The organism is Bradyrhizobium sp. AZCC 2230, assembly GCF_036924495.1.
Taxonomy (GTDB): Bacteria; Pseudomonadota; Alphaproteobacteria; order Rhizobiales; family Xanthobacteraceae; genus Bradyrhizobium; species Bradyrhizobium rifense.
The window spans coordinates 5,058,336-5,083,224 of record NZ_JAZHRS010000001.1; the positions used below are offsets into that span (position 1 = coordinate 5,058,336).

The window sequence follows — 24,889 nt, forward strand, 5'->3', positions numbered from 1 at the left end:
TTCGGAAAACCGCTGCACACTTTTCCGGATCATGCTCTAGCTGCTCACAAGCCTGATCCGCGGCTCGTGCCGCCGATGGGCCTTGCGCACATACATGGCGGCGTCAGCCTCCTCCAGCGCGCGGACGGCATCGGACTGCGCACCGAGCAACGCGACACCGGCGGAGGCGCCCGCCGTCACGTGCTGGCCGCGAAAGGTGAACGACAAATCGTCGATCGCCTGCTCGAAGATCACAGCCTTCGCCTTGGCGTCGGTCTCGCTGAGATTCCACAACAGCAGGGCAAACTCGTCACCACCGAGACGGCCGACCACGTCGGAGGCGCGGATCTGCCGTGTCAGCGTCGCGGCGATCGCCTTCAGCACTTGGTCGCCGGCGCCATGACCGAAAGAATCGTTGATCGGCTTCAACCGGTCGACGTCGAGCACGATCAGCGCGCCGCTGGCGCGGTAGCGCTTCATGTAGGCGACGGCGCGCTGGAGCTCGCGCTCGAAGCCGCGCCGGTTGGGGATATCCAGCAGGAAATCGGTGTCGGCCGCCGCCTCAAGCTCGGCGACGCGCCGCAGCGCTTGCGTGAGCTTGGTCCGCAGGCCGCGGATGGCCGCCTTGCTGGTATCCTTGGTTTTCTTGCTGGTTTCCTTGCTGGTTTCCTTGGCGGCGCGGGCTGCGGGCGCGGGGCGCGCCGCCGCAGCTGCGGGCCGCTTGGGTGCAGTTTTCGTTCGGCTCCCGCTGGTTTTTCGGCCTTTTTTGGCCTTCGCAGCGGTCGCCCTTTTTGGTTTCTTCATGGGCATCCTGCTCAATGAAGGCTTGCGGGGATTCACCAAGACAGGATAGTGCATTCCCTTCTCCTTGCCACCGCCTTGCGAGCCGCCGGCCGGAACCGTTAATCTGGCCTATCTTTCTGTTTTCCGAGCAGAATTGACGTCATGACCGCGCCGATCGCCATCATCATGGGAAGCCAGTCGGACTGGGAGACGATGCGGCACGCCGCCGACACGCTCACAGCGCTTGGCGTCACCTCCGACACCCGCATCGTTTCGGCCCATCGCACCCCCGACCGGCTCTTTGGCTTCGCCAAGGGCGCCAAGGCGGCCGGTTTCAAGGTCATCATCGCCGGTGCCGGCGGCGCCGCGCATCTGCCGGGCATGGCCGCAGCGCTGACGGAACTGCCGGTGTTCGGCGTGCCCGTCGAGTCCAGGACGCTGAAGGGCATCGATTCGCTCTATTCGATCGTTCAGATGCCCGCCGGCATTCCGGTCGGCACGCTCGCGATCGGCAAGGCCGGCGCGATCAACGCGGCGCTGCTCGCGGCATCCGTGCTGGCGCTGTCCGATCCGGCCCTGTCCGACCGCCTGGCCGCCTGGCGCAAGGCCCAGACCGAGGCGGTTGCCGAGCGCCCGGAGGACAAGGCGTGACTGACGCAAAGCAGGTGAAGCTGAAACCCGGCGACACCATCGGAATCCTCGGCGGCGGACAACTCGGACGGATGCTGGCCATGGCAGCGGCGCGGCTCGGCCTGCGCTGCCAGGTGTTCTCGCCCGATCCGGATTCGCCGGCCTTCGACGTCGTGCTGAATGCAACCTGCGCCGAATATGCCGATGTCGAGGCGCTCGAGCTGTTCGCCCACGACGTCGACGTCATCACCTACGAATTCGAGAACGTGCCGTCCGCGGCCGCCATGGTGCTGGATGCGCGTCGCCCGGTGCTGCCGAACCGCAAGATCCTCGAGACCACCCAGGACCGGCTGGCCGAGAAGGATTTTGTCACCCGGCTCGGCGTCGGCACCGCGGCTTACGCCGATGTCACCTCGGTCGCTTCGCTGCGCGAGGCGATCGCCAAGATCGGCCTCCCCGCCGTGCTGAAAACCCGCCGCTTCGGTTATGACGGCAAGGGCCAGACCATCATCCGCGAGGGCGACGATATCGCGAAGGTCTGGACCAGCCTCGCCACCAAATCGGCGATTCTCGAAGCTTTCGTGCCGTTCGAGCGCGAGATTTCCGTGATCGCCGCACGCTCGGCCGCCGGCCAGGTCGAATGCTTCGACGTCACCGAGAACGAGCATCGCGACCACATTCTGAAGATTTCCCGTGCACCTGCGCCGATCCCGGATGCGCTGGCCGAAGAGGCGCGCAGCATCGCCGGCAAGATCGCGACCGCGCTCGACTATGTCGGCGTGCTCGCCGTGGAAATGTTCGTGCTCGCCAATGGCACTGGGCCGAAAGTGCTGGTCAACGAGATCGCTCCGCGCGTGCATAATTCCGGACACTGGACGCTCGACGGCGCGTCGGTCTCCCAGTTCGAGCAGCACATCCGCGCCATTGCCGGCTGGCCGCTCGGCAAGCCGGTGCGTCACGGCGAAATCGTCACCATGACCAATCTGATCGGCGACGAGATCAACGATTACGAGACCTGGCTGAGCGTGCCCGGCGCGACCGTGCACATCTACGGCAAGGGCGCGCCGCGCCCCGGCCGCAAGATGGGCCACGTCACCGAAGTCAGGCCTTCAAAAAGCAAGTGAGGGGACCGCAGCAAAAGCTGCGATCCCCTTTTTTGGAATTTTGGTTTTGACGCGTTTTCTTGACGCGAACCGGTATCTACTTCGCTCGAAAACGCTCTAGGCCGTCTTCGCGCCCGCGACGACGCCCGAGGGCTCCTCGCTGAGCCAGCGATAGATCACCCCGCCGAGCGCGCCACCGATCAACGGTGCGACCCAGAACAGCCAGAGCTGCGACAGCGCCCAGCCGCCGACGAACAGCGCGGGGCCCGTGCTGCGCGCCGGATTCACCGACGTGTTGGTGACGGGGATGCTGACGAGATGGATCATCACCAGCGCAAGTCCGATCGCGAGCGGCGCAAAGCCCGCGGGCGCGCGGCCATGGGTCGAGCCCATGATGACGAACAGGAACATCATGGTCATCACCACCTCGGTGACGAAGCAGACGACCATGCTGTACTGGCCGGGCGAATGCGCGTCGTAGCCGTTGGAGGCGAAGCCCTTGGTCACGTCGAATCCGGGCGCACCACTGGCGATCACATAGAGCAGCTCGGCGGCGACGATCGCGCCGCAGACCTGCGCGATCACGTAAGGCAGGATCTGGCCTGCCGGAAAACGTCCACCGGCGGCAAGGCCGACCGTGACGGCCGGATTGAGATGGCAGCCCGAGATATGGCCGATCGCATAGGCCATGGTGACGACGCTCAAGCCGAAGGCCAGGGACACACCGACCAGACCGATGCCGACCTGCGGAAAGCCGGCCGCGATGACCGCGCTGCCGCAGCCTGCGAATGTCAGCCAGAACGTGCCGATGGCCTCGGCCGCATATTTCTTCATATCCATGTGGCGTCTCCCCTGATTTCAAGATCTCCGGATCAACCTCCGGAAAAACGGCCCGTTTTTTGGCGCCAAATCACCCAAATTAGGACCGCACTGGGGAGTTTTCGTCTCATTTAATGGCTGAACTAGGCCCGAAAGGCCGCCTCACAGGTGGACATGTCAGGTTTTGTCTGATACATCCGCGCCCTCAAGGTTAAGGGCCGGGCGTTTAGCCATCCCCTTAGACTTACCAGAATTCAAATCCGATCCACTGAAGAGGATGCCGCGTGCAGGTTCTCGTTCGCGATAACAATGTCGACCAAGCCCTCAAGGCGCTGAAGAAGAAGATGCAGCGCGAGGGTATTTTCCGCGAGATGAAGCTCCGCGGTCACTACGAGAAGCCCTCTGAGAAGAAGGCCCGCGAAAAGGCTGAAGCCGTGCGCCGCGCGCGCAAGCTGGCCCGCAAGAAGCTGCAGCGCGAAGGCCTGCTGCCGATGAAGCCGAAGCCGGTGTTCGGCGCTGGCCCCGGTGGCGAGCGTGGCGGCCGCGGCGGCCCGGGCGCTGGTGCAGGTGCAGGTCCGCGCGGACCGCGCTGATCTTGCCGAGATTGCAGGACTGAGTTTTCAATGACGCGGGCCCCGGGCCCGCGTTATTATTTTGTGAGCAGTGCCTTTCTGGGACGGGGCACTACAGATGCGGCACCAGCGCGAGCGAACCGTAGATGGCCTCCCCTTTCCCCGAGCCCGGCTTGGCGCGGTTGCGCCGGATCTGGCGCCAGCCGCTCGCGCTGACCTTGGTGGGGATCGTACTGTGCGGCTGCTCCTTCGATTTGGGCTCACTGATGCCGGAGAAGGACAAGCCGCAGGAAGCGCCCAAGGCGGCTGCCGCCCCGGATAGCGCAGTCAGCGCCGGCAGTGTCACCGAGGCCCAGGCCCACACGGCAAAAGCCCAGGCCCTGGCGAAGTCCGGCGAGACGCAGGCAGCGCTCGACGAGTTCAATCGCGCCGTCGCGCTCGATCCCTACAACGCGCAGGCGCTCTACGGCCGCGCCCTGCTCTACCAAGGCAATAACGAGCACGACTTCGCGATCGCCGATTTCGGTGCCGCAAGCGGGCTCAATCCGCAGAAGGCCGAGCCGCTGCTCGGCCGCGCCGTCAGCTATCTCGCCATCGGCAAGGTCAAGGAGGCGGCGGCCGATCTCGATGAGGCCGCAGAGGCCGATCCGCACAACGCCCAGGTCTGGACGGCGCGGGGACAGGCGTACGAGCGGCTGGGCGACAAGACCAAGGCTGCGGCGTCCTACAACAAGGCCGTTAGCCTGCGCCCACGCGATGACGCCGCCCGCAGCGGCCTGACCCGTGTCGGCGGCTGACAGAGCGTCTTAATCGGGGGTGGAGCTCTTCGGCAGGACCGAGTGGAACATCGACTTCATGCCCGACAGCATCTCGTCGGCGACATTGGTCTTCTTCGGCCGCGGCATGGACGCACCGGCATCGGCGCGCAGATCGAGCGGGGGCGCAATCACCGGCACGGGAATGTCAGCCGGGGGCGTCATCCGATTCGGGTCGTCGTTGCCGACCGAGGCCGTGTAGGACGGGCTTCCCTGCGAGGAGCCGCCATTGCCATAGGCCTCGGGCAGGGGCGTCGACACCGTGATTGGCGGCGGCAACGGACGCACCGCGGACGGCTCCAAAGAGATAACACGCGGGGCCTCCGGCGTACGGGCAGCTTCCCGAACCGCAGGCTCAAAGGTCCGCTCGGCCGGCTTGGTCTCGGCAGACTTCGGCTCGACAGATTTGGCTTCGACAGATTTGGATTCGGCGGATTTGGCCTCAGCGGCCTTGCCCTCAGGCGACTTGCGCAGACGCTCGATGGCCGCGCGCGCGAGATCGTTGGCGTCGGGGGTCGCGGCAGCCGGCGCCGAATTAGCTTCAACCACCGGAGCGGTCGCTGCCGGGGCAGACTTGGCGGCCGCCTTCTCACGCGCCGCAGGACGGCCGTGCGAAGCAGTCTCGGCGGGAGCAACGTCCGCAGCCTTGACGTCCGTAGCCTTGACGTCCGTAGCCTTGGTTTCGGACTTCTCGACCGTCGCCTTCTCGGTCACATTCTTCTCGGAGACGCCCTTGGCCTTGACGCCTGGGGCCGGGAGGTTGGCGGTGTCCGCCGGCTTGGCGTCCTTACCGGCCTCGGCAGGCGCGACGATAGCCGCCGGGGTATCCGCCGCCGGCCTGGCGTTGATGTAGTGATTGACGATATAGGCCCCGATGATCGTGGCGAGCACCGAGGGGAAAATATCCATCGAAATCTTAGCGACGTATTTCAGCATTTCTCGGCCACTCCCCGCGCGTTCTGATGCGGGAACTTTGGGGCATTGTAAGGGATCAACTGCGACGGATCGATGGCAAAGGTTACGCGTGCGTTACGGCTTCAGCTCGATCTCAAGGAACACGATCTCGGTTGAGGTTTCGTTAAGTACGTCGTGTTGGACGCCGGCCTTGCGAAAATAGGATTTTCCGGCCGCAAGCTGCGCCCTGGAACGCTCCCCATTGGGCGCCACGATGGTCATTTCGCCGGCCACGACGGGAACGATCACATAGTCCATTCCGTGGGTGTGATGCCCGGTCGCGCTGCCCGGGGCAAGCCGCCATTCGGTCACCCGGACCTCGTCATTGTCGACCTGAACCTCGGACCCGGCAGCAAGCATCGGAACTCTCCTTAAGGAATCGGCTCAGGGCACGAAGACCATGAACACGTAGACGGCAAATACCACCATATGGACCAGCCCGAACAGGACATTGGTCCTGCCGGTGCCGAAGGTCAGCATGCTCAGCAAGAATGTCAGGAACATCAGTGCCGTGTTCTGGGGATTGAGGCCCAGCACCAGGGGCTGGTCGAGCGCATAGGTGGCTATCCCGACCGCCGGGATTGTCAGGCCGATGGTGGCCAGCGAGGAACCGAGCGCCAGGTTAATGCTCTTCTGCAGGTCGTTCCGGCGGGCGGCCGTGATCGCCGAGACGCCCTCCGGCAGCAGGATCAGGAGCGCGACCAGGAGGCCGGCAAACGCCGGCGGGGCGCCGATCCTGTCGGCGACGGCGTCCACCACCAGCGAGAATTTCTTGGCGAGGAGCACGACGGCCAGGAGCGAGATCAGGAGCAGCGCGACGCTGAGGGCCAGCATCCTGCCCGACAGATGGGCCGTCCCGCCCTCGCCGTCCGCCCGATCGTGAACGAAGTAGTCCTTGTGCAGGACCATCTGGGTGTAGAGGAACACGCCATAGAGCACGATGGTCACGAGGTCGACGAAGCCGAGCTGAAGCGTCGAATAGATCGGCCCCGGCGTCGTCAGCGTGTAGTTGGGCATGATCAGCGTCAGCGTCGCGAGCGCAATCAGCACGCTGAGATAGACGTTGGCGCCGGAGAGCTGAAAGCCCTGCTCGCGGTAGCGAAGTCCGCCGATGAACACGCAGAGGCCGACGAGGCCGTTGCAGACGATCATGACGACCGCAAAGACGGTGTCGCGCGCGAGCGTCGGCGCGGGCTTGTCGCCGAGCATGATCGTCGTGATCAGCGCGACCTCGATGATGGTCACCGCAAGGGTGAGCAGCAGCGTGCCGTAGGGCTCGCCGATCCGCTCCGCGATCACCTCGGAATGATGCACGGCCGCGAACACGGTGCCGAACAGGATCACCAGCAGGACGACCGCGAACAGGCCGCCGCCGGCCGACAGGGTGAAGCCGTAGCCGGTCACGGTGACGATGAGGAACAGCAGCACCGCCAGAGCGGGGAAGATCCAGGACGACCGCGGCATCGGTCCATGTGCGCTCATGCCAACAATTCCTCCAAGCAAGTGGGGGCCGATTATGCGCGAGAACATCGCGCCCGTCAGCCCTCAGGCTCCGCTGATGAATTGTCGCGCGATCTCGATGGCACCGAAGCTGGCGAGGTCGTCGTGGCCGCCGCCGGGAATGCGGACGAATCGCTTCGGCTCGTGAGCCAGCGCGAACAGCCGCTCGCCGAGCGCGAATGGGACGGTCTGGTCCTCCGTGCCGTGCATGATCAGCAGCGGCACTGTGACGCGCGCGATGCGCCGGTCGGAATGAAACTGGTCGCGCATCAGAAGGCGGACCGGAGCGAACCAGTAAAGCGGGGCCACGACATCGGCGATCGATGTGTAGGGAGCTTCGAGGATGAGCTTCCCGACCGCCTGCTCCGATGCGATTGCGACCGCAACACCTGTTCCGAGCGAGAAGCCCCATGCGACGATACGTTGCGGCTCGTAGCGGGCGACCGCGAATGAATAAGCCGCAGCGGCGTCACGCAGCAGGCCGTCCTCGCTCGGCGCGCCGCTCGAACCGGCATAGCCGCGATAGGACAGCGCAACGAGACCGGTGCCGTCAGCGGTCATGGCCTTGAAGCGACCGGCGAGGCCCGCGAGAGAATCGCCATTGCCATGGAAATAGAGAATCACGGGGCGGCCGGGTCGCGCCGGCACGTGCCAGACGATGACCTTCTCGCCGTCGGAGGCCGCCAGGACGTGCTCTTCAGCTTCCGGAAAGCCGGCGGCAGCGGGCGCCGTCCGCTCGATGGTCGGGATCGGAAACAGCATCTCGCGCTGCCTGAGATAGAGCAGCACGAGACCGGCGAGATAGCCGGCCGCAAGAATGATGGCGATCCACCTGATGACGGTCATGCCGGCCGGAATCTCACATCAGCCGCACACCGCCGCATGGACGGCGCGCCGATTGACGCGCCGTTCCCGCGCGATGCTACATCGCCTTGACGATGTTCTCGGTGACCTTCTTGGCATCGCCGAGCAGCATCATGGTGTTGTCGCGGTAGAACAGCGGATTGTCGATACCGGCATAACCCGACGCCAGTGACCGCTTGATGAACATCACCGTGCCGGCCTTCCAGACCTGGAGCACGGGCATGCCGTAGATCGGCGAGGTCTTGTCCTCTTCGGCCGCCGGGTTGGTGACGTCGTTGGCGCCGATCACGAAAGCGATGTCGGCCTGCGCGAATTCGGAGTTGATGTCCTCGAGCTCGAACACCTCGTCATAGGGCACGTTGGCCTCGGCCAGCAGCACGTTCATGTGGCCGGGCATGCGGCCCGCGACCGGGTGAATGGCGTACTTCACCTCGACGCCTTCCTTCTTCAGGATATCGCCCATTTCCCGCAGCGCGTGCTGGGCCTGCGCCACCGCCATACCGTAGCCGGGCACGATGATGACCTTTGAAGCATTCTTCATGATGAAGGCCGCGTCGTCCGCCGAGCCGAGCTTGGCGGGCTTCTGCTCGCCGCCTGCTCCGCCGCCGGCCGCCGCGGTCTCACCGCCGAATCCGCCGAGGATGACCGAGATGAAGGACCGGTTCATCGCATGGCACATGATGTAGGACAGGATCGCGCCGGAGGAACCGACCAGTGCGCCGGTGATGATCAGCGCGGAATTGCCCAGCGTGAAGCCGATTCCGGCCGCGGCCCAGCCCGAGTAGGAGTTCAGCATCGAGATCACGACCGGCATGTCGGCGCCGCCGATCGGGATGATCATGAGCACGCCGAGCGCCAGCGCCAGGATGACGATCATCCAGAAGTCGAACGCGCTGCCCGACATCACCAGCCCGACGATGAAGACGACGAGCGCAATCGCCAGCGCGATGTTGATGATGTGGCGGAACGGCAGGATGATCGGCGCGCCGCTCATGCGGGCCGACAGTTTCAGGAACGCGATCACCGAGCCGGTGAAGGTCAGCGCGCCGATGGCGACGCCGAGCGACATTTCGACCAGGCTCTGCGCATGGATGTTCCCGGGCGTGCCGATGTCGAAGGCCTCGGGCGCGTAGAACGCACCGGCGGCGACCAGCACCGCGGCCATGCCGACCAGCGAGTGGAACGCGGCGACCAGTTCCGGCATCGAGGTCATCGGCACGCGGCGCGCAGTCACCGCACCGATGCCGCCGCCGATCGCGATCGCGAGGATGACCAGCAGCCAGGCCACGCCGTCAGCCGGCGGATGACTGGCTAGCGTGGTCGCAACCGCGATCGCCATGCCGATCATGCCGAAGAAATTGCCCTGCCGGGATGAGGCGGGGCTGGACAGCCCGCGCAGCGACAGGATGAACAGCACACCCGCCACGAGATACAGAACTGCAGCCAGATTGGCGTTCATCTCAGGTCCCCCTTTGTCTTCGTCACCCCGAGGTGCATGCCGCTCACTTCACCTTCTTCTTGTACATCGCCAGCATGCGCTGGGTGACAAGGAAGCCGCCAAAGATGTTCACGCAGGCGAAGATGAGCGCGACGAAGCCGAAGCCGCGCGCCCAGCCCGAACCGCTCGATATCATGCCGACACCGACCGCAAGCAGCGCGCCGACCACGATCACCGAGGAGATCGCGTTGGTTACGCTCATCAGCGGCGTGTGCAGCGCCGGGGTCACCGACCACACCACGAAATAACCGACGAAAACGGCGAGAACGAAAATCGACAACCGGAAGACGAAGGGGTCGACGAGCTGTGCAGCATGCTCCATGGCGGCTCTCCTTAAACCCGATTAAGTTGATTTGGGCTGGAAGTTCGGGTGGATGACGGCGCCGTCCTTGGTTAGCGCGGTGGCTTTGACCAATTCGTCGTCCCAGTTCACGGCGAGAGCCTTGCTACCCTTGTCGACCATGGTCTCAATGAAATTGAACAGATTGCGTGCGTAGAGGCTCGAGGCTGAGGCCGCGACCCGGCCGGCGACGTTGGTGTAGCCGACGATCTTGATGCCATCGAGGTCGACGACCTCGCCCGGCCTGGCGCCCTCGACATTGCCGCCGCGCTCGACGGCGAGATCGACCAGCACCGAACCCGGCTTCATCGACTTGACCATCTCGCCCGAGACGAGCCTCGGCGCGGGCCGGCCCGGGATCAGAGCGGTGGTGATGACGATGTCCTGCTTCTTGATGTGCTCGGCGGTGAGCGCGGCCTGCTTGGCCTGGTATTCCTTGGACATTTCCTTGGCGTAGCCACCGGCGGTCTGCGCGTTCTTGAATTCCTCGTCCTCGACGGCGAGGAATTTCGCACCGAGCGATTCCACCTGCTCCTTCGTCGCGGGCCGCACGTCGGTCGCGGTGACGATGGCGCCCAGACGCCGCGCGGTCGCGATCGCCTGGAGGCCGGCGACGCCGACGCCCATCACGAACACCTTGGCGGCAGGCACGGTGCCGGCGGCGGTCATCATCATCGGGAAGGCACGGCCGAAGGCCTCGGCACCCTCGATCACGGCGCGGTAGCCGGCAAGGTTGGCCTGCGACGACAGCACGTCCATCACCTGCGCGCGGGTGATGCGCGGCATCAATTCCATCGCGAAGGCCGAGACGCCGGCATCGGCGATCGTCTTCAGCGCGGCCTCGTTGCCGTAGGGGTCCATGATGGCGATGACGAGCGCGCCGCGCTTGTATTGCGCAAGCTCGGACGCCTCGGGGCGCTTCACCTTGATGATGATGTCGGCGTCCTTCAGCGCATCGGCGCTGACCGTGGCGCCCACGGCGGTGAACTCGGAATCCGGCAGGCCCGATTTGAGGCCGGCGCCCGGCTCGACGGCGATCTCGGCGCCCAGCGCCTTGAACTTCTTCACCGTATCAGGCGAAGCGGCAACACGCGGCTCCGACGGATCGATTTCCTTGGCAACGGCGATCTTCATAGGCCCTCCGGCGACGCGGGCAAAAACGCGCACGCGAACTTAGCGTCACTCCCGCAACGTTGGATACCGGTTTTGGAACCGGCTTGTATGCAAATTTAACAAGCACCGCCGGCGTTGGCGGTGCCGCAGGCGATGGATCAGGTCAGAAAGATCGCCATCAGGATGACGATCAGCGCGACGGAGGCCGTGCCGTACTTCACGAGCTTGATGAAGCCCTCATAGGTCTGCTCGTGGGCAACGTAGTCGTTGCCGTCGGCGGTGGTGTACGCCACTTCGCTATGGTCAGCCATTGATGATGTCCCCAGTCGAAAGTCGAATTCTTCGGTTGGGATACCTTAAACCTTCGGGCAGGGCAACGGCACCGAAGCGCGGTTTTCCAGCAAATGGGCTCATTTGGAATCCCGATTATCGTGGATCCCGCGCGTCAGACCGCATTCGCTGAACGACGGTTCAACGAATGCTGTGCAGCCGTCATGCCCGAAATTCGGGCCCTTGCGCCCTCAGCCCATCGCTTCCAGCTCGTCGATCATCCCGGCGATGACCGAGAGCCCACCGTCCCAGAACTTCGGGTCCTTGGCATCGAGCCCGAACGGCCGAAGCAGCTCGGAATAGTGCTTGGTGCCGCCGGCGGCGAGCATGTCGAGATAGCGCTCGGCAAACCCTTCGGCCGCGTTCTCGTAGACGGCATAGAGCGAGTTCACGAGGCAATCGCCGAAGGCATAGGCGTAGACGTAGAACGGCGAGTGGATGAAGTGCGGGATGTACATCCAGTAGTTCTCGTAGCCCGCCTTGATCTCGATCGCCGGCCCCAGGCTCTCGCCCTGCACCGACAGCCAGAGCTCGCCGAGCCGTGTCGCGGTGAGTTCGCCGTTCTTGCGCTCGGTGTGGACCGCGCGCTCGAACGAATAGAACGCGATTTGCCGCACCACGGTATTGATCATGTCCTCGACCTTGCCGGCGAGCAGCGCCTGGCGCTGCTTTGCGCTCTTGGTCTGCGCCAACAACCGCCTGAAGGTCAGCATCTCGCCGAACACGCTGGCGGTCTCGGCCAGCGTCAGCGGCGTCGGCGCCATCAGCGCGCCGTTCTTCGCCGCCAGCACCTGGTGCACGCCGTGGCCGAGTTCATGTGCGAGCGTCATCACGTCGCGCGGCTTGCCCTGGTAGTTCATGAGCACGTAAGGATGCGCCGACGGCGTGGTCGGATGCGAGAACGCGCCCGGCGCCTTGCCCGGGCGCACCGGCGCGTCGATCCAGCGGTCGGTGAAGAAGCGCTCGGCGATATCGGCCATTTTTGGCGAGAAGCCGCGATAGGCCGACAGCACCATGTTGCGCGCATCGGGCCAGCCGATGGTGTCGGTCGCGGCGAACGGCAGCGGTGCGTTGCGGTCCCAATAAGCCAGCCGCTTCTTGCCGAACCACTTCGCCTTCAGCGCGTAGTAGCGATGCGACAGTTTTGGATAGGCCGCGCGGACCGAGGCGACCAGCGCATCCACCACCTCGCGCTCGACGCGATTGTTCAAATGGCGGGAGTCCGCGACATCCTTGAAACCGCGCCAGCGATCGGAGATGTCCTTGTCCTTGGCGAGCGTGTTGGTGATCAGCGCGAAGGTGCGCTCATTGGCCTTGAAGGTTTTCGCCAGAGCCTCGGCCGCAGCCTTGCGCTTGGCGCCGTCGCGGTCCTGCAGAAAATTCAGCGTCGGCTCGATCGCGAGCTCTTTAGACCCGACCTTGAAGCGCAGGCCGGAGATGGTCTGGTCGAACAATCGGTTGAACGCGGAATAACCGGTTTGCGCCTTCTCCAGGAAGAGCTGCTCGAGCTTGTCATCGAGCTGATATGGCTTCTCCTTGCGCAGGTCCTCGATCCACGGACGGTAGTGCGCGAGCTCGGCGGCCTGCATCGCGCGGTTCAAAATATCGTCATCGACGCGGTTGAGCTCGAGCGCGAAGAACAGAAGATGCGTTGATGCCGTCGTCAGCCGCTCGGAAACGTCGCCGTAAAACTTTGAAATCGCAGGGTCCACGCTGTCGCCGGCATGGACGAGGCCGGCATAGGAGCCGAGACGGCCGGCGAGATCGTCGATCGCCTCATAGCGTCGCACGGCTTCCGCGAGCCATTTTCCGCCATCTTCGTTTGCTGTGCCTGTTGCGAGCTTGCCCTTGTAGTCGGTCTCGAACGTGACGCAATCGGCATCCATCGTTGCGAGATCGCGCGCCACTTCCGGCGCATCGATTCCGGAATAGAGATCGGCGAGGTTCCACTCGGGAAGCTTGCCGGTCTTGCTCGCAGACTTGCTGGAGGGTTTTGCCTTGGTGGCGGATTTCTTGACGGCGGATGTCTTGGCGGCTGGCTTACGGAGAGCGGACTTTGAGAGAGCGTTCTTGGAGCGCGAAGTCATTGTGTGGGAAACCTGTGTTCAACAAACGCTGCGGCGGGCGGGGGCATCAAGGTTTAAGAGTGCGTTAATCGGCTTCGGCCAGAGTGACCCGATTCGAGACAGATAGTAGTAGCGTGCGGGGAGCACCATGGCTGCCAGTATTTTGATCGCCGACGACGACGCCGTAGCCCGCCGTCTGGTCGAGAACATGGTGCAGAAATGCGGCTATGACACGGTCGTCGTCGAGTCCGGTGACGCCGCGATCGCCGCCCTCACCGCCCCCGATGCTCCGGCGATCGACGGCGTGATCCTCGATCTCGTCATGCCCGGACTCGACGGCATGGGCGTGCTGGCGAAAATCCGCGAGGCTGGCCTCAACGTCCCCGTCATCGTGCAGACCGCGCATGGCGGCATCGACAACGTGATCTCGGCGATGCGCGCCGGTGCAGCCGATTTCGTGGTCAAGCCGGTCGGCCTGGAACGGCTCCAGGTCAGTTTGCGCAACGCGCTCAACGCCTCCGCTCTCAAGGGCGAATTGCAACGCATCCGTCACAGCCGCGAGGGCCGGCTGACCTTCTCCGACATCATCACGCGCGCCGAGGCGATGGCGGGCGTGATGCGCACCGCGCAGAAGGCGGCGAACTCCTCGATCCCCGTGCTGATCGAAGGCGAGTCCGGCGTCGGCAAGGAGATGTTCGCGCGCGCCATCCATGGCAGCGGCGAGCGCAAGGCAAAGCCCTTCGTCGCAGTCAATTGCGGCGCGATCCCCGAAAATCTCGTCGAGTCCATCCTGTTCGGCCACGAGAAGGGTGCCTTCACCGGCGCGACCGAGCGGCACACCGGCAAGTTCATCGAGGCCCATGGCGGCACGCTGTTTCTGGACGAGGTCAGCGAGCTGCCGCTGACGGCGCAGGTCAAATTGCTCCGCGCCCTGCAGGAAGGCGCAGTCGAGGCCGTCGGCGGCCGCAAGCCCGTGAAAGTCGACGTCCGCATCATCTCCGCGACCAATCGCAAGCTTCTGGAGCGGGTGAAACAGGGACACTTCCGGGAAGATCTGTTCTACCGCCTGCACGTGCTGCCGCTGACGATCCCTTCGCTCAGGGCCCGGCGCGAGGACATCCCGCACCTCCTGCGGCATTTCCTGGCGCGCTTTGCCGCCGAGGAGAACCGCCCCATCTCCAGCGTCAGCGGCGAGGCCATGGCGCATCTCGCCCAGCTCGACTGGCCCGGCAACATTCGCCAGCTCGAAAACGCGGTCTACCGCGCGGTGGTGATGAGTGAGGGCGACCAGCTCGGTCTCGACGACTTCCCGCTGGTGGCCTCGCATCCGCACACCGCAACGGAGATTCCAACCGCACCGCTGATGATCGAGCCGATCGCAGCGCCCTCGGTGGTATCGGGTAATGAAATACCGATAGTGCCGCTGCCGCTGGCGGGGTCTCTCTCGATGTTGACCCCCAACGGCGATGTCCGTCCTCTGGATGACATGGAGAACGAGATCATCCGCTTCGCGATCTCGCACTACCGCGGACAGATGTCCGAGGTGGCGCGTCGCCTCAAAATCGGCAGGTCCACGCTTTACCGCAAACTCGACGAAGCCGGGGTTCCCGGACATGGCGGGAAAAGCGGCGAGGAGACGCACTGAACCTCATGCGAACGGAGGTTCGCGCTGTCAGGCATTGCGCCCGCAACCCGTTGAATTACGGCAAAATTCGGCGGCAAGCCAAACCGTGACTTGGAAGTGACAGAAACCGGGAAAAGCGCGCGATGACAGCGCACAATCCGTTGCAAAACGACCTGTCTTGAAGTCAGTTTGTCGTGAGTTGTCGCGGGTAGCGCTGGCCGCAAAACCGGGGCCTGTATATCGTCTGCGTATGAATCGTTGCGTGCAGGCGTGCAACTTTCGAGAGGCCGGCGCGGTTTAGCCGAAACTCAATTAGGCGATAACGAAAGCTGTTCCACGGGGGACAGTTCACCCGAGGGGTGCGACACAATGCGTGACTGTTTGAACCACCGTGCAGGCTTTGACCGTGTCCTGATGGCGGTCGCGGCGACCTTCTTCACGGTATCGGCCGGCTCGGCGCTGGCACAGGATCAGGCGCGCAGCAGTGCCGCCGAGCTCGCGATAGAAGCCGCGATCCCGCGCCCCGAGCCTGCAAACGTTCCGCCCCCGACCGCATCCGACATCAAGCTCGACACCACCGCCACCGTCCAGGACGCCCCGAAGGAAGCTGCCAAAGAGCCCGTGAAGGCCGAGGCCGCTCCGGCCCCCGACAAGGTCGAGACCAAGCCGTCCGATGTCGCCACCACGCCGGCAGCCGACGCGCCGAAGAGCGAGACGGCCAAGACCGAACCCGCGCAGGTCGAGCCCACGAAGACCGAACCAGCAAAGGCCGACACTGCAGCAGCGCCGGCAGCGGCTCCCGTCGCCCCCGCCGCGGCAGCAGCGACCCCAGCCGCCGAACCGGTGAAGGCGGCGAGCAACGTCCTCGCGGCCGACCAGCCGGTCGCCGACAAGCTCAAGGACGCCTTGAGCGCCAAGACCTCGCGCTATTTCGACCGTAAGAACGAGCGCGCCGCTATCGAGAAGTTCTACGGCGCCCGTGACTTCGCGCCGGTCTGGACCCAAGGCGGCAGCCTCAACGCTGCGGCCAAGGGCGTGATCGCGCGGCTGAAGGATGCAGCATCCGACGGTCTCAATCCCGCCGACTATCCGGTGCCGGATTTCGCCGCCGCCACGACGCCCGACGCGCTTGCGGACGCCGAGCTCAAGCTCACCGCCAGCATGTTCGACTATGCGCGCCAGGCGCAGAGCGGCCGCATGCACTGGTCCCAGGTCAGCGCCGACATTCTCTATCCCGAGCATCCGACCGATCCGAGCGAGGTGCTCACCAAGGTCACGACCGCCGCTGACGCCTCCGCCGCGCTCGACAGCTACAACCCGCCGCAGAAGCTCTACAAGGAGCTGAAGGCGAAGCTCGCGCATCTGCGCGGCCAGGGCGACGGCCCGGTGATCGAGATCACCGACGGCCCGGCACTGAAGTACACGCCCGCCAAGGGCAAGAAGCAGGCGGAAGTCGTGGTGCAGGATCCGCGCGTGCCGCAGCTCCGCGCCAAGCTCGGTATCACCGAGAACGCGAGCGACGACCATTACGACGCCGCGGTCGCGGACGCCGTGCGAAAATTCCAGGACGGCGCCGAGATCAAGGCAACCGGCGTGCTCGACGCGCCGACCGTGAAGGCGCTGAACAGCCCGAAGCGCGACAAGCAGATCGACACCGTGCTGGTGAACATGGAGCGCTGGCGCTGGTTGCCGCGCGACCTCGGCGTGCCGTCGCTGGGCGACGCCTATGTCATCCTCAACATTCCCGACTACACGCTGAAGGTGATGCAGCGCGGCCAGCAGGTCTGGACCACCCGCGTCGTCACCGGCAAGCCGGGCCAGCACGCCACGCCGCTGCTGACCGAGACGATGAAGTACATCACGGTCAACCCGACCTGGAACGTGCCGCCGTCGATCGTCTATGGCGAATATCTGCCGGCGCTGCAGCAGGACCCGACCGTGCTTCAGCGCATGGGCCTGAAGCTCGAGCAGAACCGCGACGGCTCGGTGCACATCTCGCAGCCGCCCGGTGAAGCCAACGCGCTCGGTCGCATCCGCTTCAACTTCCCGAACAAGTTCCTGGTCTATCAGCACGACACGCCGGACAAGAATTTGTTCGCGCGGGACGAGCGCGCCTTCAGCCACGGCTGCATGCGCGTTCAATATCCGGATCAGTACGCCTCCATGCTGCTCAACATCACCATGCCGGGCGAGAAGTACACGCCGGAGCGCGTGCGCAGCATGTACGGCTCGGGTGAAATCGACCTGAAATTCCCGACCCCGATCCCGGTCAACATCACCTACCAGACCGCCTTCGTGGACGACGGCGGCAAGCTGCAATTCCGCAAGGACGTCTATGGCCGCGACACGACCATGATCAACATCCTGAAGAATGGCCGCGGCAAGGACTTGGAGAACGTCGTGGCCCACTCGCAGCCGAGCTATTCGCGCCCGGCGACGACGCTGCCGGCCGGCGTGGCAATCGCCAACAACGGCGGTTCGTCCGGGCCGAGTTTCTTCGAGCGGCTGTTCGGGGCCCCGACCCCGCCGCCGGCCCCGGTCGGCCGCAGGCCCCAGCAGCAGCGGGTGTTCACCCGCTAAGCCCCGGCTGAGCCGCCTCAGCTTACAAAATTATTCAATAAAATCAGCGACCCTGTCCCATGGTTGGGGTCGTTTAACGTTAACCATTCGCCACCCGAGTTCGGGCAGCGGGCGTTTTTTCGCCACACTCAGCCGGTTAGGTTTGTATTCAGACTTGGTTTGGGGGGCGGGAAGGTCAACCTCGAATTAACCTTCTCGCTTTAACAAAGCGTTCATCCTCTTTCGCGCGCTAACGGGGTTGGCGGGAGAGTCCATTTTGAACGCTCGTCGACTGGGTGGGCTCATACGTGCTGGCTGGTTTCGCACGCCAATTTGCTGCGGTGTCGTTGTCCCATGCGGGCGTGAAGGTCGGATCTCGGATCGGCCTCGCCTCGCTGGTGCTGCTTGCGGCTGCCGGTTCGGTTCATAACGCCGCCGCGCTGAACGAAACCAAGACGCTCTCCTTCCACCACACCCATTCCGGCGAAGATCTCACCGTCACTTTCAAGCGCGATGGCCGCTACGACGAGGCCGCGCTGAAGACGCTGAACCACTTCCTGCGCGACTGGCGCACCCAGGACGAGACGGTCATGGACCGTCACCTCTTCGATATCCTTTGGGAAGTCTATCGCGACGTCGACGGCAAGCAGCCGATCCAGATCATCTCGTCCTATCGCTCCCCCGCCACCAACGCCATGCTCCGCCGCCGCTCCTCGGGCGTGGCGCGCTTCAGCCAGCACATGCTGGGCCATGCGATGGACTTCTACATCCCGAACGTTCCGCTGGAGCAGATCCGTTTCGCCGGCCTGCGCCTGCAGCGCGGCGGCGTCGGCTTCTACCCGACCTCCGGCTCGCCTTTCGTGCATCTCGATACCGGCAGCATCCGGCACTGGCCGCGCATGACGCATGACCAACTCGTCCGCGTCTTCCCGGACGGAAAGACCGTGCATCTGCCGACAGACGGCACGCCGCTGAAGGGCTATGAGCTCGCCAAGGCTGAGATCGAACGGCGCGGCAGCGGCGACGACGGCGCCAGCAAGCCGGGCTTCTTCGCTGCCCTGTTCAAGGGCAAGTCGGCTCCCGCCGCCAGCAGCGACGAGGACGACGAAGGTGCGGCCGAGAAGCCGGCAGCGCCGACCGTGGTCGCAGCCGCCGCCAAGCCGGCCGATCCGGCCCCGACGCCCCGCGCCAAGCCGTCAGTCGCCGCCGCGATCCAGCTCGCTTCGGCCGACGCCCAGCTGGTTGCGCCGCCAAAGCCGAAGCCCGCCCCCGTCGCTGACAAGCCGGCTGCCGGCAAATCTTCTGACGGCAAGCCCGAGACCCCGGCCGACATCATCAATGCCCGCGGCTTCTGGGATGCACCCGCCACGCCGCAGCAGGCGACGCCCGCCCAGGTGGCAGCCCTGAGGGCGCGCCAGGCGCTTGCCGCCGCCACCGACCCGCAGCCGACCGCGAGCGTCTCCAACGCAACCCTTCAGGCACTGGCTTACGCGCCGGCCGCCTCCCCGGTCGACCGCGCCAACGTCGTCGCCGCCTCTGCGCCGATCCCGCGCGGCGTGCGCCCGGTGTCCGCGGCCCGCAACGCCGCGCCGGCCACCGAGGTCAACACGGTCGTCGGCAAGAGCACCGATGGCATGATCGCCACCGCGACCCGGCTCTCCGCCGCCAAGGGCGAGAGCATCTGGCTCAAGATCGTGATGCTGTCGCCGAGCGCCAGCCGCGCGATGTCGGTGACGCTGATGGGCGAGCTCGATACGGTTGCGTTGCGCGGCTATTTCGTGAAGCCGCAGGCCGTGATCGCGATGGGCTTCACCGACGATCCGATGCAGGGCCTGTCCTGCGACAGTTTCTCGGGCAGCGCCACCGCCAAGCTCGAGACGACGTCGTTCGTCGTGCGCACCGCCGCGTTGCGCTAAGGCTGATAGCCTTCGCTATTTCCTGCGCCGCCGATCGAGATGATACGTCAACGCCAGCGACAGGCAGACCGTGAGCTCCTGCTTCGGCAGTGCGCCGGACAATGGCAGCAACAGCGCCCGCGTCTGCCGATACTCGAATTGATCCGGAAAGCGCTCGCGGAACGTATCGATCAACGTGGTCTTGCAGTTGAACAGAATCGCAGGATGCTCTGAGTCTTTCACGCGCCCGAGCCGGATGGTGCTGCCGCTTCCGGTCTCCTCGGTGAGATAGGCAGGCTCGCCCCATTTCAGCGCCTCGGTCAGCGGACCGACCTCGTCATGCGCCTTGGCCGTCGCAAAGATGAGCTTGCGCACGTCGAGAAGGCGCCGGCGGACCGTCGGCGGAAAAGCCTCGAAGACTCGGCTCACCTCGCGCGGCAACGGCGGCTCGCTCACGGATTCCTCCTGGATCGGATCGACGATCAGACCGGCAGGCCTGCCCCTAGAAGGCCCGCCTCGTAGCGCTGACGGTCCAGGCCGCGCTTATAATGCTGGGTGGAGAGATGACTGGCCACTGAAAATGCCGGCTCGCGCTTGAGAACCTCGGCCGCGTGAGCGCCGGCCGCAATCGCGTTGCCCATCTGCGCAAAGATCGCGGCGAGGAAGGCGTGATGGGTGTGATCGGGGCGTGTGACCCGTGAGAAGGCCTCGGCGGCTTCGGCGTATTTCTCGGCACAATAATAGGCGCGCCCGAGATGGCTCCAGAAGCGTTCCGGGTGATACGGGTTCAGCCGCATCGCCTTCCTGATCCAGTCGATGCCCTCCTCCGGCCTCCCCAGCCAGGTCAGCAGTTCGCCCTGCTGCACCACAACCAGGTCATAGTTCGGATTGAGCGCGAGCGCCCGCTCCTGATGGTAGGTGGCCTTGTCATGGTCGTCGCGGTTCAAATTGAGCGCCGCGAGAATGCGGTGGACGTCGCTGTCATTGTCGTCGAGGCCCAGCGCGGTCTCCAGCTCTGAAGCCACCTGTTGGAACGTGGCGTCGCGATCCGCGCACCAGCTATAGACCCAGGTCTGGCCCAGGACGCACGCCTTCCACGCATGTGCGTGAGCATAGTTCGCGTCGAGCTCGAGCGCCCGGTCGAGCAGAAGTTGCGCCCGCGCATTGTCTTCGCGATTGGAGCGATGGTGCAGGACCTTTGCGGCCAGCACGCATTCATAAGCCGCCATGTTGTCCGTGGGCTTGCGGTTCGCCCGATCGTGCGTGGCCGCCTCGACGCGGCCCGGCAACGTGGCGGCGATCGCCCGGGTCATCTCGTCCTGGATGGCGAAGATGTCCTTGAGCTCGCCGTCGTAGCGTTCGGCCCAAATGTGCCGGTCGGTTTCCGCATCGATCAGCTGCACGGTGACGCGGACGCGATCTCCGGCCTTTCGCACACTGCCCTCGATGACATAATCGACGCCGAATTCGCGGCCGACGTCCTGCACCTTGACCGCCTTGCCCTTGTACACAAAGGTCGAGTTGCGGGAGATCACCAACAGGTCGTGGAAACGTGAAAGCTCGGTGATGATGTCTTCGGTCAGGCCATCCGCGAAGAACTCCTGCTCCGGATCGCCGCTCATGTTGGCGAAGGGCAACACGGCGATGGACGGCTTCTTCGACTTGCCGGTCGCCCTCGCAGTGCCCTTCGTGCCGTCTGATGCGCTTGCCGGGCTCTCCTCCAGTCGTATCCGGTAGACCCGGATCGGACGGACGATGTTCTTGACGTTCTGCTCGCCGATATCCTCGAATGCAACGCCATCAAGCCGCTCGCCGAGCTGGTCGCGCACCGCGCTCGAGATGCAGATGCCTCCGGGCTCGGCCAGTGCCTCCAGCCGTGCCGCGACGTTGACGCCGTCGCCGAAAATATCGTTCTGGTCGACGATCACGTCGCCCAGATTGATGCCGATGCGGAATTGCATCCATCGCGGCGGCGGAACGTCGGCATTGCGTCGCCCCATCCGGCTCTGAATTTCAGCGGCGCACAGCACGGCGTCGACGACGCTATGGAATTCCACGAGCATGCCGTCGCCCGTCGTCTTGATGATGCGGCCGTGGTTTTTGGCAATGGCCGGATCGATCAGCTCGATCCGGTGGGTCTTGAGGCGCGCGAGCGTGCCAGCCTCATCGGCCTCCATGAGCCGACTAAAGCCGACCATGTCAGCCGCGAGGACCGCTGCGAGCCTGCGCTCAGGTCCAGGCACATCCATTGCTCGGTCCCTTCACCGAGCACTCTAGCAGACAAGCGGATTTCGCCCAAGCTGGGTGCGCTGCGGCGAGACGAGGTACTCCTACCGGTGACGCCGCGGCCTCATCGCCTCAGATCATCCCCAGCGCCTGCATGTAGGTCTCGAGAATGGTCTCGGCCTCGGCGCGCTCGTTGGGGTCCTGCTTGCGCATGCGCACGATGGTGCGCAGCGCCTTGACGTCGTAGCCGTTGCCCTTGGCTTCGGCGAAGACGTCGCGGATGTCGTCGGAGATCGCCTTCTTCTCTTCCTCCAGCCGCTCGATGCGCTCGATGATGGATTTGAGCTGGTCCTTGGCAAATTTCGTCGCGGGCTCGTCGTCGCGGACGGCGGCGGAGGTGGCCATCTTGGTACTCCCAATGGAACTGGCAAAACGAGGTGACGCCGGCATCCTCACCGCGCGTGCTGCGAGAACCCTTAGGGTTGGCGCTACTCACGTTCAAGCAAGCATCGCGCTCGTCCACAGCGCGCCCACACCTTCCTGCAGGCGAGCGAAGAAAGCTGTTGTGTGGTGCGACTCAAGCCCCGCGCCCCGGACAGTCGCATCAGTGGCTGTGGGGATGGACCTTCTTCATCGTCTCGAGCTGCTCAGGGCTGGCCGTGCCCTGGTGCTTCGCCTTCCAGGTCTCGTAGGGCATGCCGTAGACGGCTTCGCGGCTCTCGTCCTTGCTCAACGCCACGCCTTGCGCGTCGGCGGCGTCCTTGAGCCAGTTGGACAGGCAGTTGCGGCAGAAGCCGGCGAGATTCATCAGATCGATGTTCTGGACGTCGGTCCGCGTCTTCAAATGATCGACCAGGCGCCGGAAAGCGGCCGCCTCGAGCTCCGTTCTGGTTTTGTCGTCGATCGCCATAGCTGTATCCCTTGGCTGGCCCCGATGTCGTCACCCTTACGGGATCAGGTGGGGTCCTGTCACAGATTTTGCCATATCGCGGTGCAAACGGCGCTCTTAGGTGACCCTGGGCCGGTTCCGCCCGCCCCTACGCCAAATCGTCAATGATCTGATATAGCTTCCGCGACAATGATCGCCGAATCTCCCCGCTCCCCCCTTCGCCTGCTCGCCCGGTTGGTCCCGGTGCTGGTGGTTGGCCTGTTGTGCCTCTGGGCCAGCCCGGCCTCGGCCGACTTCCGGCTTTGCAATAACACCTCGAGCCGGGTCGGCATCGCGCTTGGCTACAAGGATGCCGAAGGCTGGACCACCGAGGGCTGGTGGAACATCTCGTCCCGCTCCTGCGAGACCCTGCTGCGGGGAACGCTGGTCGCCCGTTATTATTACATCTACGCGATCGACTATGACCGCGGCGGCGAATGGTCGGGGCAGGCCTTCATGTGCTCGCGCGACAAGGAATTCACCATCCGCGGCACCGAGGACTGCCTGGCGCGTGGCTATGACCGGACCGGCTATTTCGAGGTCGATACCGGCGAGCAGCGCGCCTGGACGGTGCAGCTCACCGATGCCAACGAGCAGCCTGCCCAGCAACGTGTCCCCGGCATGCCCGGCCCTGTCGGCCCCGGTGGCGGCGTTCCGGGTTTGCCCAATAGCCCGCCCGGTGGTACGCCCCCCGCCGCGCCTGGCCTTCCGCCAGCCCCCTCGCCACCGTCTGGAAATAAGCCATGAGGCGTCTTCGCCGTATCAAGATTCTCGCGACCCTTGGACCTGCCTCTTCGGATCTCGCGATGATCCGCCGCCTGTTCGAGGCCGGCGCCGACGTGTTCCGCATCAATATGAGCCACACCCCGCATGACAAGATGCGGGAGCTGGTGGCGACGATCCGCAATGTCGAGAGTAGCTACGGCCGCCCGATCGGCATCCTGGTCGACCTGCAAGGCCCGAAGCTCCGGCTTGGCGCATTCGCCGAAGGCGCAGTCCAGCTCCAGAACGGCCAGACCTTCACGCTCGATTCCGACAAGACCCCGGGCGACGCCACGCGCGTCAATCTTCCTCATCCGGAAATTCTAGCGGCGCTCAGGCCCGGCCATGCGCTGCTGCTCGATGACGGCAAGGTGCGGCTGATCGCGGAGGAAACCACGAAAGAGCACGCGGTGACCCGCGTCGTGGTCGGCGGCAAGATGTCCGACCGCAAGGGCGTCAGCCTTCCGGATACGGACCTGCCGGTCTCGGCGATGACGCCGAAGGACCGCGCCGACCTCGAGGCCGCACTGGTCACGGGTGTCGACTGGATTGCGCTCTCCTTCGTGCAGCGTGCCGACGACGTGCTCGAAGCCAAGAAGATGATCCGCGGCCGCGCCGCGGTGATGGCCAAGATCGAGAAGCCCCAGGCGATCGACCGCCTCGCCGACATCATCGAGGCTTCCGACGCGCTGATGGTGGCGCGCGGCGACCTCGGCGTCGAGCTGCCGCTGGAGCGGGTGCCGAGCCTGCAGAAGCAAATGACGCGCATGGCGCGACGCGCCGGCAAGCCGGTGGTGATCGCAACCCAGATGCTGGAATCGATGATCCAGTCGCCGGTGCCGACCCGCGCCGAAGTCTCCGACGTCGCCACCGCGGTCTATGAGGGCGCCGACGCCATCATGCTGTCGGCGGAATCGGCCGCGGGCAAATTCCCGGTCGAGGCGGTCTCGACCATGAACCGCATCGGCGAGGAAGTGGAGCGCGACCCGATCTACCGCTCCGTGTTGACGGCCCAGCGCCCCGCGCCGGAAGCAACCGCCGGCGACGCCATTGCGGATGCCGCGCGGCAGATCGCCGAGACGCTCGACCTGCCCGCCCTGATCTGCTGGACCAGCTCAGGCTCGACCGCCGTGCGCGTGGCGCGCGAGCGGCCGAAGCCGCCGGTCGTGGCGATCACGCCGAACATCCAGGCCGGCCGCCGGCTGGCCGTGGTGTGGGGCGTGCATTGCGTGGTGGCGGAGGATGCGCGCGACCAGGACGACATGGTGAGCCGCGCCGGCCAGATCGCCTTCCGCGACGGTTTCGTCCGTGCCGGCCAGCGCGTGATCATCGTCGCCGGCGTGCCGCTCGGCATTCCCGGCACCACCAACATGGTGCGCATCGCCTCCGTCGGCCCCGAGGGCGACGCGAATCTGTGAGGCGGCCGGCACCCGGACAACAAAAATCGCGAAAACAACCCCATGCACAGTAGCCGGCCGGTCCGGCTGCTTTGCGCGGGTTTTGCGAAAAGACGTGCTCCGGCAACGGCC

The 24,889-nt window shown here is 65.0% G+C and carries 24 protein-coding genes; 9 read left to right on the plus strand and 15 right to left on the minus strand.

Annotated elements, in window-relative coordinates; all coding sequences use genetic code 11:
- Window positions 1-36: 36 nt before the first annotated feature.
- Entirely contained in the window at window positions 37-783 is a 747-nt protein-coding gene (locus V1280_RS24275) for a GGDEF domain-containing protein (RefSeq protein ID WP_334529853.1), read from the minus strand.
- Window positions 784-924: 141 nt separating this feature from the next.
- Between V1280_RS24275 and purE the strand changes: the two genes are divergently transcribed.
- Together purE and V1280_RS24285 are read left to right on the plus strand one after the other, a co-directional pair.
- Entirely contained in the window at window positions 925-1,413 is a 489-nt protein-coding gene (gene purE / locus V1280_RS24280; RefSeq protein WP_334529856.1) for a 5-(carboxyamino)imidazole ribonucleotide mutase, read from the plus strand.
- A complete protein-coding gene (locus V1280_RS24285; protein WP_334529859.1) occupies window positions 1,410-2,516 on the plus strand; it encodes a 5-(carboxyamino)imidazole ribonucleotide synthase in 1,107 nt (368 codons plus the stop codon). The genes purE and V1280_RS24285 overlap by 4 nt, the downstream gene beginning before the upstream one ends.
- Window positions 2,517-2,612: 96 nt before the next feature.
- Here V1280_RS24285 and aqpZ read toward each other — a convergent pair whose 3' ends face one another.
- Entirely contained in the window at window positions 2,613-3,335 is a 723-nt protein-coding gene (gene aqpZ / locus V1280_RS24290) for an aquaporin Z (protein ID WP_148771968.1), read from the minus strand.
- Between the two features lie 263 nt (window positions 3,336-3,598).
- Between aqpZ and rpsU the strand changes: the two genes are divergently transcribed.
- Together rpsU and V1280_RS24300 are read left to right on the plus strand one after the other, a co-directional pair.
- Window positions 3,599-3,907 carry a 30S ribosomal protein S21 gene (gene rpsU, locus V1280_RS24295; protein ID WP_008131187.1) on the plus strand — a complete coding sequence of 103 codons (309 nt, stop codon included), beginning with the start codon at window positions 3,599-3,601 and terminating at the stop codon, window positions 3,905-3,907.
- 125 nt (window positions 3,908-4,032) lie between these two features.
- A complete protein-coding gene (locus V1280_RS24300; protein WP_334529865.1) occupies window positions 4,033-4,683 on the plus strand; it encodes a tetratricopeptide repeat protein in 651 nt (216 codons plus the stop codon).
- A gap of 9 nt (window positions 4,684-4,692) precedes the next feature.
- Here V1280_RS24300 and V1280_RS24305 read toward each other — a convergent pair whose 3' ends face one another.
- From V1280_RS24305 to V1280_RS24345, 9 genes are all read right to left on the minus strand, one after another.
- Window positions 4,693-5,637: a hypothetical protein gene (locus tag V1280_RS24305; protein ID WP_334529868.1), complete on the minus strand. Its 945-nt coding sequence runs from the start codon at window positions 5,635-5,637 to the stop codon at window positions 4,693-4,695.
- A gap of 93 nt (window positions 5,638-5,730) precedes the next feature.
- Window positions 5,731-6,015 (minus strand): cupin domain-containing protein, encoded by a 285-nt coding sequence (locus V1280_RS24310; RefSeq protein WP_334529871.1) that lies wholly within the window; start codon window positions 6,013-6,015, stop codon window positions 5,731-5,733.
- A 24-nt stretch (window positions 6,016-6,039) separates the two neighbouring features.
- Window positions 6,040-7,137 carry a calcium:proton antiporter gene (locus V1280_RS24315; protein ID WP_334529874.1) on the minus strand — a complete coding sequence of 366 codons (1,098 nt, stop codon included), beginning with the start codon at window positions 7,135-7,137 and terminating at the stop codon, window positions 6,040-6,042.
- 63 nt (window positions 7,138-7,200) lie between these two features.
- Window positions 7,201-8,001: an alpha/beta hydrolase gene (locus tag V1280_RS24320; protein WP_334529877.1), complete on the minus strand. Its 801-nt coding sequence runs from the start codon at window positions 7,999-8,001 to the stop codon at window positions 7,201-7,203.
- Window positions 8,002-8,077: 76 nt separating this feature from the next.
- A complete protein-coding gene (locus tag V1280_RS24325) occupies window positions 8,078-9,478 on the minus strand; it encodes an NAD(P)(+) transhydrogenase (Re/Si-specific) subunit beta (RefSeq protein ID WP_148771974.1) in 1,401 nt (466 codons plus the stop codon).
- Window positions 9,479-9,521: 43 nt separating this feature from the next.
- Window positions 9,522-9,839 carry a proton-translocating transhydrogenase family protein gene (locus tag V1280_RS24330; RefSeq protein ID WP_148771975.1) on the minus strand — a complete coding sequence of 106 codons (318 nt, stop codon included), beginning with the start codon at window positions 9,837-9,839 and terminating at the stop codon, window positions 9,522-9,524.
- A gap of 21 nt (window positions 9,840-9,860) precedes the next feature.
- Window positions 9,861-10,991 (minus strand): Re/Si-specific NAD(P)(+) transhydrogenase subunit alpha, encoded by a 1,131-nt coding sequence (locus V1280_RS24335; RefSeq protein ID WP_334529884.1) that lies wholly within the window; start codon window positions 10,989-10,991, stop codon window positions 9,861-9,863.
- Between the two features lie 137 nt (window positions 10,992-11,128).
- Window positions 11,129-11,281: an aa3-type cytochrome c oxidase subunit IV gene (locus V1280_RS24340; RefSeq protein WP_008136857.1), complete on the minus strand. Its 153-nt coding sequence runs from the start codon at window positions 11,279-11,281 to the stop codon at window positions 11,129-11,131.
- A gap of 210 nt (window positions 11,282-11,491) precedes the next feature.
- Window positions 11,492-13,387, minus strand: coding sequence for a M3 family oligoendopeptidase (locus V1280_RS24345; protein WP_334529887.1), 1,896 nt, complete (start codon window positions 13,385-13,387; stop codon window positions 11,492-11,494).
- 127 nt (window positions 13,388-13,514) lie between these two features.
- Here V1280_RS24345 and V1280_RS24350 point away from each other — a divergent pair, with 127 nt between their 5' ends.
- The 3 genes from V1280_RS24350 (at window position 13,515) to V1280_RS24360 (ending at window position 19,465) form a co-directional block, all read left to right on the plus strand.
- A complete protein-coding gene (locus V1280_RS24350) occupies window positions 13,515-15,011 on the plus strand; it encodes a sigma-54-dependent transcriptional regulator (protein ID WP_334529890.1) in 1,497 nt (498 codons plus the stop codon).
- Window positions 15,012-15,359: 348 nt separating this feature from the next.
- Window positions 15,360-17,570: a L,D-transpeptidase family protein gene (locus V1280_RS24355; protein ID WP_334529892.1), complete on the plus strand. Its 2,211-nt coding sequence runs from the start codon at window positions 15,360-15,362 to the stop codon at window positions 17,568-17,570.
- 287 nt (window positions 17,571-17,857) lie between these two features.
- Entirely contained in the window at window positions 17,858-19,465 is a 1,608-nt protein-coding gene (locus tag V1280_RS24360; RefSeq protein WP_334529894.1) for a DUF882 domain-containing protein, read from the plus strand.
- Between the two features lie 15 nt (window positions 19,466-19,480).
- On the opposite strand, the gene V1280_RS24365 is transcribed toward V1280_RS24360, so the two are convergent.
- The 4 genes from V1280_RS24365 to V1280_RS24380 form a co-directional block, all read right to left on the minus strand.
- On the minus strand, window positions 19,481-19,900 hold the full coding sequence (locus V1280_RS24365; RefSeq protein ID WP_334529896.1) for a DUF1801 domain-containing protein: 420 nt from the start codon (window positions 19,898-19,900) through the stop codon (window positions 19,481-19,483).
- A gap of 26 nt (window positions 19,901-19,926) precedes the next feature.
- Window positions 19,927-21,693 (minus strand): adenylate/guanylate cyclase domain-containing protein, encoded by a 1,767-nt coding sequence (locus tag V1280_RS24370; RefSeq protein WP_334529898.1) that lies wholly within the window; start codon window positions 21,691-21,693, stop codon window positions 19,927-19,929.
- A 109-nt stretch (window positions 21,694-21,802) separates the two neighbouring features.
- Entirely contained in the window at window positions 21,803-22,075 is a 273-nt protein-coding gene (locus V1280_RS24375; RefSeq protein WP_007596286.1) for a DUF2312 domain-containing protein, read from the minus strand.
- Between the two features lie 199 nt (window positions 22,076-22,274).
- Complete coding sequence (locus tag V1280_RS24380; RefSeq protein ID WP_334529904.1) at window positions 22,275-22,580, minus strand: DUF1244 domain-containing protein; 306 nt, start codon at window positions 22,578-22,580, stop codon at window positions 22,275-22,277.
- A 168-nt stretch (window positions 22,581-22,748) separates the two neighbouring features.
- Between V1280_RS24380 and V1280_RS24385 the strand changes: the two genes are divergently transcribed.
- Together V1280_RS24385 and pyk are read left to right on the plus strand one after the other, a co-directional pair.
- Window positions 22,749-23,345, plus strand: a complete 597-nt coding sequence (locus V1280_RS24385) for a DUF1036 domain-containing protein (RefSeq protein ID WP_334529907.1) — start codon at window positions 22,749-22,751, stop codon at window positions 23,343-23,345.
- Window positions 23,342-24,778 (plus strand): pyruvate kinase, encoded by a 1,437-nt coding sequence (pyk, locus tag V1280_RS24390; RefSeq protein WP_334529909.1) that lies wholly within the window; start codon window positions 23,342-23,344, stop codon window positions 24,776-24,778. The genes V1280_RS24385 and pyk overlap by 4 nt, the downstream gene beginning before the upstream one ends.
- The last annotated feature ends 111 nt before the right edge of the window (window positions 24,779-24,889 follow it).